14 protein-coding genes are annotated in these 12,567 nt (G+C 69.7%); 11 read left to right on the top strand and 3 right to left on the bottom strand.

Features of this window, described 5'->3' with window-relative positions:
* Positions 1 to 28: 28 nt before the first annotated feature.
* Complete coding sequence (locus tag ABNQ38_RS34255; protein WP_377811337.1) at positions 29 to 961, bottom strand: LysR family transcriptional regulator; 933 nt, start codon at positions 959 to 961, stop codon at positions 29 to 31.
* 407 nt (positions 962 to 1,368) lie between these two features.
* On the opposite strand from ABNQ38_RS34255, the gene ABNQ38_RS34250 reads away from it, so the two are divergent.
* The 11 genes from ABNQ38_RS34250 to ABNQ38_RS34200 all read left to right on the top strand — a co-directional run bounded on the left by ABNQ38_RS34250 (position 1,369) and on the right by ABNQ38_RS34200 (position 10,590).
* On the top strand, positions 1,369 to 2,142 hold the full coding sequence (locus ABNQ38_RS34250; protein ID WP_174471400.1) for an ABC transporter ATP-binding protein: 774 nt from the start codon (positions 1,369 to 1,371) through the stop codon (positions 2,140 to 2,142).
* Positions 2,139 to 3,656, top strand: a complete 1,518-nt coding sequence (locus tag ABNQ38_RS34245; protein ID WP_377811336.1) for an ABC transporter permease — start codon at positions 2,139 to 2,141, stop codon at positions 3,654 to 3,656. The genes ABNQ38_RS34250 and ABNQ38_RS34245 overlap by 4 nt, the downstream gene beginning before the upstream one ends.
* Positions 3,657 to 3,721: 65 nt before the next feature.
* Complete coding sequence (locus ABNQ38_RS34240; RefSeq protein ID WP_377811335.1) at positions 3,722 to 4,759, top strand: amidohydrolase family protein; 1,038 nt, start codon at positions 3,722 to 3,724, stop codon at positions 4,757 to 4,759.
* Positions 4,756 to 5,736 (top strand): ABC transporter substrate-binding protein, encoded by a 981-nt coding sequence (locus ABNQ38_RS34235; protein WP_109050181.1) that lies wholly within the window; start codon positions 4,756 to 4,758, stop codon positions 5,734 to 5,736. The genes ABNQ38_RS34240 and ABNQ38_RS34235 overlap by 4 nt, the downstream gene beginning before the upstream one ends.
* 14 nt (positions 5,737 to 5,750) lie before the next feature.
* Positions 5,751 to 6,569 carry an SDR family NAD(P)-dependent oxidoreductase gene (locus ABNQ38_RS34230; RefSeq protein ID WP_377811334.1) on the top strand — a complete coding sequence of 273 codons (819 nt, stop codon included), beginning with the start codon at positions 5,751 to 5,753 and terminating at the stop codon, positions 6,567 to 6,569.
* Positions 6,566 to 7,372, top strand: a complete 807-nt coding sequence (locus ABNQ38_RS34225; protein ID WP_377811333.1) for a sugar phosphate isomerase/epimerase family protein — start codon at positions 6,566 to 6,568, stop codon at positions 7,370 to 7,372. Before ABNQ38_RS34230 ends, ABNQ38_RS34225 begins: the two co-directional genes overlap by 4 nt.
* A gap of 26 nt (positions 7,373 to 7,398) precedes the next feature.
* Positions 7,399 to 7,959: a hypothetical protein gene (locus ABNQ38_RS34220; protein WP_377811332.1), complete on the top strand. Its 561-nt coding sequence runs from the start codon at positions 7,399 to 7,401 to the stop codon at positions 7,957 to 7,959.
* 39 nt (positions 7,960 to 7,998) lie between these two features.
* Positions 7,999 to 8,184 (top strand): hypothetical protein, encoded by a 186-nt coding sequence (locus ABNQ38_RS34215; RefSeq protein WP_377811331.1) that lies wholly within the window; start codon positions 7,999 to 8,001, stop codon positions 8,182 to 8,184.
* Positions 8,181 to 8,969 (top strand): SDR family NAD(P)-dependent oxidoreductase, encoded by a 789-nt coding sequence (locus ABNQ38_RS34210; RefSeq protein ID WP_377811330.1) that lies wholly within the window; start codon positions 8,181 to 8,183, stop codon positions 8,967 to 8,969. Before ABNQ38_RS34215 ends, ABNQ38_RS34210 begins: the two co-directional genes overlap by 4 nt.
* Positions 8,966 to 9,664, top strand: a complete 699-nt coding sequence (locus ABNQ38_RS34205) for a ThuA domain-containing protein (protein WP_377811329.1) — start codon at positions 8,966 to 8,968, stop codon at positions 9,662 to 9,664. The genes ABNQ38_RS34210 and ABNQ38_RS34205 overlap by 4 nt, the downstream gene beginning before the upstream one ends.
* A gap of 32 nt (positions 9,665 to 9,696) precedes the next feature.
* On the top strand, positions 9,697 to 10,590 hold the full coding sequence (locus ABNQ38_RS34200; RefSeq protein ID WP_377811328.1) for a TauD/TfdA dioxygenase family protein: 894 nt from the start codon (positions 9,697 to 9,699) through the stop codon (positions 10,588 to 10,590).
* Between the two features lie 43 nt (positions 10,591 to 10,633).
* On the opposite strand, the gene ABNQ38_RS34195 is transcribed toward ABNQ38_RS34200, so the two are convergent.
* Together ABNQ38_RS34195 and ABNQ38_RS34190 are read right to left on the bottom strand one after the other, a co-directional pair.
* Positions 10,634 to 11,956, bottom strand: a complete 1,323-nt coding sequence (locus tag ABNQ38_RS34195; RefSeq protein ID WP_377811327.1) for a type II toxin-antitoxin system HipA family toxin — start codon at positions 11,954 to 11,956, stop codon at positions 10,634 to 10,636.
* Between the two features lies 1 nt (position 11,957).
* Positions 11,958 to 12,368, bottom strand: coding sequence for a helix-turn-helix domain-containing protein (locus ABNQ38_RS34190; protein WP_377811326.1), 411 nt, complete (start codon positions 12,366 to 12,368; stop codon positions 11,958 to 11,960).
* Positions 12,369 to 12,567 lie beyond the last annotated feature (199 nt).

The following is a 12,567-nucleotide window of genomic DNA, read 5'->3' as shown; positions in this document are numbered from 1 at the left end:
CCGAGCCGAAGCAGGATCACGGAAAGCATCACTCCTCTTCCGTCGCGACGGTGAAGTTCCGGTCCCTCCGTCTCAGCTCGTCCAGCAGGCCGTCGATGATGCGCAGCGCCTCTGCCGTGGCGGCATTCACGTCGGTTCCGGCTGGATGGATGAGGAATAGCGTGCGCATCAGCGCCGGGTCGCAGATCGGCCGGATCACCAGGGCGCCGGCCTGGATGTCTTCCGCGACGGCGCTGTGCGGCAGGATCGCGCAGGCCAGCCCGCGCCGGACCATGTCCTTGATCGCCTGCATCGATTCGAGCGAGAAGGCGATGTTCGGCACCAGCCCGCGCGCCGTCATCGCGTCGGTGACCAGACGCCTGACCAGATCGCCCTCGTTGGGCATCGCCAGCTCGGCGTCGGCGATGGCCGCCAGTGACAGCGGGCCGGTCCCGTCGAACCGCGAACCCGGATGGGTGATCAGGCACAGCGCCTCGTTCAGCCGCGGTTCCCGGTGCAGCATGCGGCTGCGCGGCACCGTGTAGGCCAGCGCCAGATCCAGCTTGCCCGATGAGACATGGCCGATCAGGGCATGGCTCAGCTCTTCGAACAGCTTCAGTTCCACCCCCGGCAGGGCGCCGTGCAGCCGCTCCATCAGCCTGCCGGCCAGCAGCCCGGACAGGCTGGGGGTCAGTCCCACGGCCAGCGTCCTCGGGACCTGCCCGGTGACCTCGCGCAGCGAGCGTTTCAAATCCTGCAGACGCCGCACCATCAGCCGTGCCTCTTCCAGAAAGAGGAGGCCGGCCGGGGTGGGGTGGGTTCCGGTGACGGTGCGGACCAGCAGCGGCACGCCGAACTCCCGTTCCAGCGCCTTGATCTGCACCCCCAGCGCCGGCTGCGCGATGTTCAGCGCCAGCGCCGCCTTGCTGATGCTGCCCAGTTCGCAGACGAGGATGAAGCTTTCCAGCTGGCGGCTGCGCATCGGTCGGGATCCATCGTTGCGGCCCGGTGGGGCGGCCCATTGCGGTGGCCCATCGTGGCAGCCGTGCGGCACGCCACGGGCAGGGACGGAAGCCTCGCATCGGCAGCGGGGGAGGGCAAACAATTTTTGTATGGGGGTGGTCCAAAGCTGTCCTAGACAGGGCCGGCGGGCTGCATTTGTATGCTTACAAAACAAACAGAATTCAGGCGCAACGCCGAACGCCCGACACCGGGAGGGAGATGCAGCCCATGCGTGGCCTATCGTCAGAAAGAGCACCGATCCCGCAGGATCCCTCCCAGGGTCCGGCAGGCGCGTCCCATCCGGCGCAGCCCATTCCCTTCGGCCGCGCCCAGGGTCCGAACGGTGCCCAGAGTTCCAACGGCCTCGCGGCCGGGGCCCACGCGGTGATGACCGGCGTCACCCGCATCTTCGGATCGGCGGTCCATGCGCTGGGTCCGGTCGATCTTGAGCTGCGCCGGGGAGAGTTCTTCTCCATCGTCGGGCCGTCCGGCTGCGGCAAATCCACCCTGCTCGACGTGCTGGCCGGGCTGAGCAGCCCAACCGACGGCACCATAACCTTCGAAGGCAAGCGCGTGCGCGGCACGGTTCCCGACGGGGTCGGCGTGGTCTTCCAAGAGGATGCATCGTTCCCCTGGCTGTCCGTGCGCGACAACATCGCCTTCGGCCTGCGCCGCGCCGGCTTCCGCGGTGCCGAGGCGGAAGAGCGCGTTCGCCATGCCATCGATTTCATGGGGCTGAACGATTTTGCCGGCGCCTATCCCAACCAGCTGTCCGGCGGCATGCGCCAGCGCGTCTGCATCGCCCGGACGCTGGTGATGCGCCCGCGCCTCGTGCTGCTCGACGAGCCGTTCGGCGCGCTCGACCAGCAGACGCGCCTGCTGATGGGCGACGAGCTTCTGCGGCTGTGGCGGGCCAGCGGGGCGACCGTCCTGCTGATTACCCATGCGCTGGACGAGGCGGCGATGCTGTCCGACCGCATCGGCGTGATGTCGTCGCGCCCCGGCCGCTTCATCGAGATCGTCGAAACCGGCTGGCCGCGCGACCGCACCAGCGCCATCGCCGCCGAGCCCGCCTTCGGCGAGGTCACCACCCGGCTGTGGAACACGCTGCGCGAGGAGTCGCTGAAGGCGATGGCCAGCCAGCGGAGGGTCGCGGGATGATGCGGGCCGGCATCCAGCGCCTGCTGATCACCGCTGCGGCCGTCCTGGCGCTGGAGGCGTCCTGCCGCCTGGGCTATGTCGGGCGCGGCACCATGATCCCGCCGTCGGAGATGCTGGCCGAACTGCTCCGTCTGATGGGAACCGACGGGTTCTGGTCGCAGATCGGCTTCACCCTGCGCAACATCCTGGCCGCCGCCGTCGCCGCGATGGTCGTGGGCTTCGCCGGCGGCGTCGCGCTCCACGCCTTGCCGCGGGTCCGCCGGGCGGTCGAGCCGCTGATCGCCAGCTATTACGCCTTGCCGTTCTTCGTACTGTATCCGCTGTTCATCGTCCTGCTCGGCATGAACGCGCTGCCGATCATCGCCATGGGCTTCCTCTATGCGGTGATGGCGATGGTGACGGCGACGCTGTCCGGGCTTGACCGCATTCCGCCGGTGCTGCGCAAGGTCGGCCGCACCTACCGCCTCGACCGCGTCCAGGACGCGCTGCTGATCCAGCTTCCGGCCGCCGGGCCGCACATCTTCACCGGGGTGAAGCTGGCGCTGAGCTATTCGGTGACCGGCGTCATCGGGGCGGAGTTCATCCTGGCCGGCAGCGGGCTCGGCTACTCCATCGCCTTCGCGTACAACAATCTCCAGGACCGGACGATGTACGCGCTGCTGCTGTTCGTGGTGGTCTTCGTCTCCAGCCTGACCGTGCTGCTGCACTGGGCGGAACAGCGGGTGCGCCACCGCTCCGGTGCCGGCCGCGTCGGCGCCGCCCGCGACACCGCTGGTGCGGGGGAGAAGCTGGCGGCCACCGCCGTCATCGCCCTGCTGATCCTGGGCGGCTGGCAGCTGTTCCATGGCCTTGCCGGGGACGAGGCGCTGGCCTCGCCGGCCGTCACCCTGAACCGGATGACCGTCCTGTTCGGCAACCCGTCCTTCTGGGAAAATGTGGCGGAGACCGCCAAGGCGCTGGGGCTGTCGCTGCTGATCTCCTGCCTCGGCGGCGGGCTGGCGGGTGTGCTGATCGGTGCCAGCCGGTCGCTGTCGGACGTGCTGGAGCCGCTGTTCGTCACCCTCTACGCCATTCCCAAGGTCACGCTCTATCCGGTGATTCTGCTGCTGTTCGGGCTGGGCATGCCGGCGAAGGTCGCCTTCGGCACGCTGCACGGCTTTATCCCGATGATGCTGGTCACCATGGGCGCCATCCGCGCCATGAACCCGGTGCTGCGGCGCTCGGCCCGCGCCATGCGGCTGACGCGGATGCAGACGGTGACCGCGATCCTGGTGCCGGCGACGGTGCCGGAGATCGTGACCGGCCTGCGCATCAGCTTCTCCATCACCCTGCTGGGCGTGATGGTCGGCGAGATGTTCGCGTCCAAGCGCGGGCTGGGCTTCATGATCATGAACGGCATCAGCGTCAACGACACCGCGACGATGATGAGCGTCACCGTGCTGATCGGCCTGTTCGCCCTGGCGGTCAACAGCGCGCTGCTCGCGCTCGACAACCGGATGCACCGGGCCGCCTGAGCCATCCGGCACCTCCGTTCACCTCCTTCCCGGCCGCCGGCCCGCCCGGCGGAAAGGACCTTCCCATGCCCATCGAAACCGCGACGCTGATCGACGTCCATGCCCATGTCCGCCTGGAAGCCACCAACGGCGCCGCCGGCATCCACGGGCCGGAGCATGGCGTCGACGGGAACGGCCAGCCCTGGTACCGCGTCGGCAATTACCGGCTGAGCGGCGTCCGCCACCTGAACAGCCCCTTCACCGACCCGGAGCTGCGGCTGCGCCGCATGGACCAGGCCGGCATCGATTTCCAGGTGCTGTCGGCCAGTCCGCTGAACTACTTCCACCACATCGACGTGCCCTCCGCCGTCTCCTTCTGCCGCCGGCACAACGACGTGCTGGCCGAGCTGGTCGGGCGCTACCCCGACCGACTGGGCGGGCTGGCCGCCCTGCCGATGCAGGACCCGCGCTCCGCGACGGAGGAGCTGGAGCGCTCCGTCGGCGAGCTGGGACTGTGGGGGGCGGCGACCGGCACCGAATTCGCGGGCGAGCCGCTGCACAGTCCGGAATTCGACAGGCTCTACGAGGCGTTCGTCCGGCTGGACGTGCCGCTGTTCCTGCATCCAGCCCCGGCCGGCATCGACGGGCCGCCCGGCGACCCGGCGCTGAAGCGTTTCGACCTCGACGTCATCATCGGCTTCGCCGCGCAGGAGACCATCGCCGTCGCCACGCTGATCTTCGGCGGCGTGCTGGAGCGCCACCCCCGGCTGGACGTCTGGATCAGCCATGGCGGCGGGGCCGCCGCCTTCACCGCCGGGCGGCTGGCGCAGGCCGGCATGAAGCGCCCGTGGGCCAGCCAGTCGATGAAGAAGGACGGCGCCTTCGAGGAGATGCTGTCGCGCCTGTGGTTCGACACGCACCTGAACGACGACCGGGCGCTGGCGCTGCTGACCCAGGTGGTGGGGCCGGACCGGCTGGTCTTCGGCACCAATTTCGCCGGCTGGGACCAGCCGGAGGATGGGCACCACGGTGCCGTGTCGCCCGCGCTGGCCGGCAACGCCCGCCGCCTGCTGAGAAAAGACCCCACGAGAAAAGACAAAACCCATAACGGAGGGACGCCATGACCATCACCCGTTTCCTGACCCGCGCGCTGGCGGCGGTGCCGCTGATCGGCGGCCTGCTGGCCTCGGCGCCGCAGGCCCATGCGCTGGAGATCATGGCGTCCCACTATGGCGCCCTGCTGAACACCGCCCCCATCGCGGTGGCGCTGGAGCGCGGCGACTACAAGAAGAACGGCGTCGACGTCACCGACGTGATGAGTTCGGTCGGCGGCGGCACCGGCATCCGCAACATGGTGGGCGGCGGGCTCGGCTACGGCATCGTCAGCACCTCCACCGCGCTGGCCGGCATCAGGCAGGGGATGGACATCCGCATCGTCCACACCGCGATCCGCCGGGTGGACGACCTGCTGTGGGTGACGCGGCCGGACAGCGGCGTGTCCTCGGTCAAGGATCTGGTCGGCCGCAAGGTCGGCATCACCGCTCCGAAATCGTCGAGCGAGCTGATGGTCGTCATGGCCTTCGAGGCGGCCGGCTACCCCGGTAAGGCCGACATGGTGGCGCTGGGATCGGTCGGCTCGGGTCTGTCGGCGCTGGAGCAGGGCGGGGTGGACGCGGCGCTGATCCTGGAGCCGCTCTACAGCGCCCGCAAGGACCGCTACAAGGTCGCCTTCTCGCTGGAGAACCTGCCGTCGATGACGCCGACCGTCGGCGTCGCCACCGGCGACTTCATGCGCAAGAGCCCGGACCAGCTGCGCGGACTGCTCGCCGCCTGGCGCTCCGCGGTGAACTTCATCTACGAGAACCCGGAAGAGGCCGCGAAGATGGTCGCCAAGCGCTATGGCGACACGCTGCCGGTCGATGTCGCCACCGCCTCGATGAAGCGCATGGCGGCGATCAAGTACTGGAGCCAGGGCGATTTCGACATGGACGCCCTGAACATCTGGGTCAAGGGCATGGAGCGCATGGGCGAATGGTCCGGCCCGGTCGACTGGTCGAAGGTGCTGGACAGCTCCTTCCTCGCCGCCGACCTGCGCAAGTGACGGAGGCCCCCGCCATGACGCAGCAGACCCCGACCGCGGACGGTGCGCTGGCCGTCGTCATCGGCGGCGGCAACGGCATCGGCGAGGAGACCGCCCGCCTGATGGCGGCGCGCGGCTGGCGGCTGGCGGTCGCCGACCTCGACCCGGATGCCGCGGAGCGGGTGGCCGGCGACCTCGGCGGCGCCGCGCTGGCGCTCGACATCGCCGACGCCGGCGCGGTCGACGAGGCCGCCGCCACCATCGAGGCGGCGCATGGTCCGGTCGGCGCGCTGGTGGTCGCCGCCGCGGTGTTCCAGCCGGTGCTGCCGCCGGCCGAGCTGCCGCTGGAGGTGTGGGAGCGCACAATCCACGTCAACCTGACTGGCACCTATTACGCCAATCGCGCCTTCGGCACCCGCATGGCGCGGCAGGGGCGGGGCAGCATCGTCAACATCGCGTCGATTGCCGCCATCGGTTCGGTGCCGGTCCATGCCTATGCGTCGAGCAAGGCCGGGGTGGTCAGCCTGACGCTGAACCTCGCCGGGGAATGGGGACGCGCCGGGGTCCGGGTCAACTGCGTCTCGCCCGGCTCGACGCTGGTGCCGCGGGTGGTCGAACGGATCCGGTCTGGCCGCTACGCCGCCGATCCGGCTGAATTCACCGCGCTCGGCCGCATCGTGCAGCCGCGCGAGGTGGCGGAAAGCATCGAGTTCCTGGCCTCCGAGCGGGCATCGGCGATCACCGGCGTCAATCTGGTGGTGGATGCCGGATGGCACGTCGCCGGCACCTGGGCACAGTATGGCGGCGTCCGTCCGGCTCCCTCCCCCCTCCAGGCGGCGGGGGGCGCGGCATGAACCCGCTGTCGCTCTCCTACTACACCGTGCCGGAGCTGTCGCCGCCGGACATGGTGACGGTGGCGGCGGACCAGGGCTGCGCCCATGTCGGGCTGCGCCTGCTGGGCGGCCAGCCCGACGGCGATCCGATGCCGCTGCTGGCCGACCCCGCCCTGCGGCGCGAGATGAAGCGGTGCATGGCCGACCGCGGCGTCACGGCGCTCGACGCCAACACCGCCCGCGTCCTGCCCCACACCGACCTCGACGCCTTCCGCCCCTTCCTGGAGGCTGCGGCCGAGCTGGGCGCCCGCCATGTTCTGGCGACCGGCGACGACCCCGACGAGGGGCGGCTGGCGGCAAGGCTGGGGCGGCTGTGCGACGATGCCGCCGGCTTCGGCCTGACCGTGCAGTTCGAGTTCGTGCCCTGGATGAGCGTGCCGAGCGCCGCCGCCGCCGCCCGGCTGATCGGCCGGGTGGAGCGCCCGAACATCGGCATCGCGCTCGACGCGCTGCATTACGACCGCTCCGGCGGCACGCCGGCCGAGGTGGCGGCGATCCCGCCCGGCCTGTTCGCCTACATGCATCTCTGCGACGCCCCGCGCGATTATGAGGCCGACCGCGAGTCCCTGCTGCACACCGCGGTGAAGGAGCGGCTGTTTCCCGGCGACGGCGGCATCGACCTGACCGGGCTGCTGCGCGCGCTTCCGCCCGGCCTGCCGCTCGCCCTCGAAATCCCCACCGCCGCCCTGGCGCGGACGATGGACGCGCCGGCCCGCGTGGCGCGCGCCGTCGCCGCCACCCGCCGCCTGCTGGCGACGCTCTGACCACCGCCTTTTCAGGAGGATCCACCATGGCCGCCAGCCCAGAGACCGGCACCGTCATCCGCGCCTGCGCCCAGGCGGTCATCCGGGCGATCGAGACGCACGGACACGACACCGCCCGCCTGACGGAGGCGCTGCGCGAACCGCTGGCCGCGCTGGCCGCCAGGCCCGACCTGTGCACGGCCGGCGTGCCGCGCATCGGCAACCACGTCGCCAATTCCCAGTACCTCTACTATGACGGCGACCTGTCGATCCTGCTGTTCGAGCTACCCGACGGCCAGCCCATCGCCGTCCACGACCATGGCAACTGGGAAAGCATGGTGATCTACCGGGGGCGGGTGAAGCACACCGTCTACGAGCGGCACGACGACGGCTCGGTTCCCGGCAAGGCCGATCTGACCATGGTCGAGGACCGCGTGCTGGAGCCGGGCGACAGCGTGGTGATCGCCCCGCCCGCCGATATCCACGGCTTCATGGCGCTGGCGCCGGGAAGCTGGGGCATCACCGTGGCGAGCGGAACCTACAAGCCCGAGCGCAGCTATTTCCAGCCCGAGGCCGGAACCGTCGTCAGCAGGCGCCCGCGCGGCTGAGTGTCCGCCGCCGCATCCGGAACAAGGAAGACCACAGCGATGGATATGGGACTGAAGGGCAAGGTCGCGCCGGTGCTCGGCGGCAGCCAGGGCATCGGACGGGCGGCGGCGGAGAACATCCTGGTCGACACCGTCTGCCCCGGCTGGACGGCGGCATCGTGCAGAGCGCCCGTAATGAGTGACCCGTCAACCTTCAAAACCCGCTTTTCCGGGAGGATCGCATGACCAAGACCGCTCTGGTGACCGGAGCCGGCGGCGGACTGGGCGCGGCCATCGCACGCCGTCTGGCCGGCGACGGATACCGCGTGGCGCTGCTCGACCTCGATGCCGCCGGGCTGGAGGTCGAGGCCGCGCGCATTCCCGGCGCCCTGGCCTTCACCGCCGACGTGACCGACGAGGCGCAGATCGACGCGGTGGTCGCCGCGATGACCGAGGCGTTCGGCGACGGCCCCGATCTGCTGGTCAACAATGCCGGCATCGTCCGCTTCGGCGACCTGCTGGAGCACAGCGTTGCCGATTTCCGCCGCGTGGTGGACGTGAACCTGACCGGCACCTTCATCGTCACCCGCGCCGTGGCGCGGCGGATGGCGGAACGCGGGTCGGGGGCCATCGTCAACATCACCTCGCTGAACGCCGTCGCCCCCAGCCCCGACGCCGGGGCCTATCCGGCGACCAAGGCGGCGGTCGCGCTGCTGACCGAACATCTGGCGCTGGCGCTGGCGCCACGCGGCGTGCGGGTCAACGCCGTCGCCCCCGGCTTCATCGACGCCGGCATGTCGGCGCCGATCTACGCGGATGCGGAGGTGCGCGCGGTGCGCGGCGCCGCTGTCCCCGCCCGCTCGCTCGGCACCGCCGACGATGTCGCCGACGCGGTGCTGTTCCTGGCCTCGGACCGGGCGCGCTACATCCACGGACAGCATCTCATGGTCGATGGCGGCGTGTCCTTCAGCCTGAAGATGCACCTGCCCCGCCGCGCCCCGGCGGTGAAGCCCCCGGCGGGTGACCGATGAGCGGGGCGGTCCGCAACCTGATCCTGACCGGCGGCATCGGCCACCCCTTCGCCGACGCCGCAGCGGCGCTGGAGGAAATCCTGGCCGGTGTGGGAGTCGTCTCGACCGTCACCGACGACATCGAAGGCGGGCTGGCGGTATTGGAGCAGGGCGGCTTCGACCTGCTCACCGTCTATGCGCTGCGCTGGCGGATGCTGGGCAGCGAGAAATACGCCCCCCACCGCGAGCGCTGGGCCTTTTCGCTGTCGCCGGACGGACGGCGGAGGCTGTCGCACTTCGTCGCTGGAGGGGGTGGGCTGCTGGGCCTGCACACCGCGCTGATCTGCTTCGACGACTGGCCCGACTGGAAGGATCTGCTGGGCGGCGCCTGGGTGTGGGGCCGCTCCGCCCATCCGCCGCGCGGTCCGGTCACCCTGATCCCCACCGACCTTCCCCATCCCCTGACCGCCGGCTTGCCGCCCTTCACCGTCACCGACGAGGCTTACGGCGACTTCGATCTGGCCGGCGACGTCCGGCCGCTGGCGCTGGTGGCGCCGGAAGGGGGACGCGCCTGGCCCGCCCTGTGGGCGCGTGACGCCGGGCTGGGGCGGGTAGTGGCCGACACGCTGGGCCATGACCGCGCGTCCCTGGAACACCCCGCCCACCGCCAAATCCTGACACGCGCCGCCCTCTGGGCCTGCCGCCGACCGCTTTGAAAACCAACCGACCTGCACGAGGAACCGTCCCGATGACCAGCCTCCATGCGCCAACCGCCTCTTCCGCCGCTGCTTCTGCGCCCATTCCCCTGTTCACGCCGCTCGACGGCATCATCGGGGCGGAAACCGACAGGCTCGACCTGTCCCGGCCGCTCGACGACGCGACGGTCGATGCGGTGCGGACGGCCTTCCGCGACCATCACCTGCTGGTGATCCGCAACCAGTCGCTGGACAAGGAGCGCATGTACCGCTTCGCCGAACTGTTCGGCCCCATCGAGGGCCACATGATCCGGCTGGCCGACGGGTCGAAGTGGGATGCGGTCCACACCATCACCAACCTGGACGCCGCCGGCAACCCGGTGGCCAAGCCCTTCATCAGCTCCAACTATTTCTGGCACACCGACAAGTCCTTCCTGCGCGAGCCGTCGCTGCTGACGATGCTGCAGGCGGTGGAGCTGCCGCCCAATGGCGGCGACACCCAGTTCGCCGACATGACCGCCGCCTACGACGCGCTGCCGGAGGCGACGCGCCGCCGGATCGACGGGCTGAAGTCGGTGCAGAGCCTGGAGTTCATGCGCCGCTACACCGGCAGCGCCCCGCCGACCGAGGACGACATCGCCGCCGCTCCGCCCATCGCCCATCCGCTGGTCCGCACCCATCCCGAGACCGGGCGCAAGAGCCTCTACATCGGTATGTACAGCTCCCACATCGACGGCATGCCGGAGGAGGAGGGGCGCACCCTGCTGGAGGAGCTGCTGGAGCATGCGACGCAGGACCGCTTCGTTCACACCCACCGCTGGCGGCACGGCGACCTCGTCTTCTGGGACAACCGCTGCCTGCTGCACCGCGCCACCGCCAATTACGAGATGGGCAAGCACCGCCGCGTGCTGATGCGCGTCGTGGTGAAAGGCTCCGTGCCGGAGTGACGGGTGCGGCATGCCCGGCAGCGGAAACAGGGCATGCCCCGCCTCACGGGATGGTGGCGCCGGGAGCCGTCGTCCGCCCGAGCGCAAGCGCCTCCTCAATCTGACGGTTTTCCATCGCCGGAGCGATGGCCCGCATGTCCTGCCCGGTCATGCCGAGCCTCGTTCCGATTTGCCGCCACTCGGCGGAAATCGCGTTGGCCATGCCGATGGCGATCTTGCGGGCTTCGTCCTCGCTCGTCTGGAAGTACGGAGCGGCCTCGATCAGGCGGGCCACGCTGAGGTCGTTGCCGTGGATCTCGGAGATGGCGGTTTTCAGGGTGCCCTCCTCCGGAACCGGGTTCACGTCGAACGCCGGAGAGAGGGTCCACTTTCCTCCGGGCGCGGCGAGGAAACCGTGGTTCCGCAGATGGTCGTCGGTGTTCCGGATCAGGATGCTGAACATCACCCGCCGGAAGAGTTCGCGCATGTCGGTCCGTGGGGCCGCGCAGTGCGTGAGCATCCGCTGGGCCAGATCGACGTAGTTGCCCGGCTCGGCACCGCGCAGCCCCATGAAGGTCTGCGCCGAGATGAAGGGGACACGGGCGTGCGGCTGACCGTCTGCGCGGCCGGCAATGCGGTCGAAACGCCTGATGATCGCGACGGGGAAGCGCTGGCCGGTCGGCAGCACGTCGGCCGTGGACGCCTTGATGCCGACGCGCTCGGCCAGGCGGAGCGCCAGAACCTCGGCACGGGCGACAGCATACTCGTCGTCCATCTTCGCCAGCTTGACGATCCACAAAGCACCATGCTCATCGCGGGCGTTCACCTTCGGCCGCGCGCCGCCGAGCGATCCGATGGCGGTCTTGAGCAGACCGCCGTGAAGCATCTTCGCCCGGCTCTCCCGGTAGTGGATAGGATCCGCCTCGAACGCCCGGGACTCGGCCACGATCTGCTCGAGGTCGAAAAGGCGCGGGATGGAGATCTCGCCCGCCTCCCTGGGGGGTGCGAGCGGCTTCCCGGCGGGGCCCGGCTTGTCGAAGTAGCGAAGCGCCCCGGAGCGGAGTTCGTCGTCGGCCTCCAACAGGTAGTCGAGTTCCGAGTCCACGCGGCCGCCCAGCGCCATCCTGATGATAGCGCGACCCCACGAATCCGGGGACCCATCGGCGATCGGGCCGGGAAGCGCGGAGGCGTTGCCCGTGCGCGCGTGGTAGAACGGAGCCACCTGGAGCGGCAGGTCGGGCGCGATGGCGAAGGCCCGCGGGTTGTCCAGCCACGAGGCGTGATAGGTGAATGCGGACGTTTCGCGGGTGCCCGTGCTCTCGTGGATGAACTCTCCCACGGGAACGGCATTCGTTCCGAGCCGGACGTCGATCCTCCGTGTCGTCATTTCACCAACCCTCCACCTCGTCGTTGGAGACGATGGGGCCGGTCGTGGCGTCATCGGGCTTCGACCCGTTTTTCTTCGCCCTAGGCTTCGAGACGCGGGTCGGCACGTCCTGGCGGAGCATCATCAAGGCAACGTCGTCTTTCGTCTGGTCGAGAAGGTTCGTGAGCAGATCCAGTCGGCCGAGCGCGTTGAGCGCCATCGCGAGCGTGTTGAGCGAGACACCGGCATCGCCCTTCTCCAGCCGATGCAGGGTCGCTCGGGACACGCCCATCGCCCGCGCGAAATCCTCGGCCGGAATGCGGCGCGACCGGCGTGCGAGAGAGATGTCCTGGCCGAGCTTCCCGATTGCCCGGGCCACGGCCGGATAGACCGGCGACCCTTTGGTCCTGAAGGTTCCGTCTTCGGCTTTCATCGTCTTACACCTGATACGCAATGCGTGAATTTGGTCTCATGTGCGAGACGTGATGCAGATCGGAGCGAAGTCTCGGGCCACGCCGGTTTGCGTCTCATAGATGGAATATTATTCCGGGAATGTGTAGTGTCTGCGATACATTATCCGATATCAGGACGTCGCCATGACGTGGGTGCCCGGCCTCACCCGTGCGCCGCTG

The sequence above is a fragment of the Azospirillum sp. A29 genome (genome assembly GCF_042604625.1).
In the GTDB taxonomy this organism is placed as follows: domain Bacteria; phylum Pseudomonadota; class Alphaproteobacteria; order Azospirillales; family Azospirillaceae; genus Azospirillum; species Azospirillum palustre.
This window is presented reverse-complemented; position numbering and strand designations above follow the sequence as displayed.

Bases quoted from the DNA above. Each gene is read 5' to 3' on its own strand.
- ABNQ38_RS34195 (WP_377811327.1), bottom strand. From the start codon at position 11,956: ATGACGACACGGAGGATCGACGTCCGGCTCGGAACGAATGCCGTTCCC.
- ABNQ38_RS34215 (WP_377811331.1), top strand. From the start codon at position 7,999: ATGGATATGGGACTGAAGGGCAAGGTCGCGCCGGTGCTCGGCGGCAGC.
- ABNQ38_RS34210 (WP_377811330.1), top strand. From the start codon at position 8,181: ATGACCAAGACCGCTCTGGTGACCGGAGCCGGCGGCGGACTGGGCGCG.
- ABNQ38_RS34205 (WP_377811329.1), top strand. From the start codon at position 8,966: ATGAGCGGGGCGGTCCGCAACCTGATCCTGACCGGCGGCATCGGCCAC.
- ABNQ38_RS34190 (WP_377811326.1), bottom strand. From the start codon at position 12,368: ATGAAAGCCGAAGACGGAACCTTCAGGACCAAAGGGTCGCCGGTCTAT.
- ABNQ38_RS34225 (WP_377811333.1), top strand. From the start codon at position 6,566: ATGAACCCGCTGTCGCTCTCCTACTACACCGTGCCGGAGCTGTCGCCG.
- ABNQ38_RS34200 (WP_377811328.1), top strand. From the start codon at position 9,697: ATGACCAGCCTCCATGCGCCAACCGCCTCTTCCGCCGCTGCTTCTGCG.
- ABNQ38_RS34255 (WP_377811337.1), bottom strand. From the start codon at position 961: ATGCGCAGCCGCCAGCTGGAAAGCTTCATCCTCGTCTGCGAACTGGGC.
- ABNQ38_RS34240 (WP_377811335.1), top strand. From the start codon at position 3,722: ATGCCCATCGAAACCGCGACGCTGATCGACGTCCATGCCCATGTCCGC.
- ABNQ38_RS34250 (WP_174471400.1), top strand. From the start codon at position 1,369: ATGACCGGCGTCACCCGCATCTTCGGATCGGCGGTCCATGCGCTGGGT.
- ABNQ38_RS34220 (WP_377811332.1), top strand. From the start codon at position 7,399: ATGGCCGCCAGCCCAGAGACCGGCACCGTCATCCGCGCCTGCGCCCAG.
- ABNQ38_RS34235 (WP_109050181.1), top strand. From the start codon at position 4,756: ATGACCATCACCCGTTTCCTGACCCGCGCGCTGGCGGCGGTGCCGCTG.
- ABNQ38_RS34230 (WP_377811334.1), top strand. From the start codon at position 5,751: ATGACGCAGCAGACCCCGACCGCGGACGGTGCGCTGGCCGTCGTCATC.
- ABNQ38_RS34245 (WP_377811336.1), top strand. From the start codon at position 2,139: ATGATGCGGGCCGGCATCCAGCGCCTGCTGATCACCGCTGCGGCCGTC.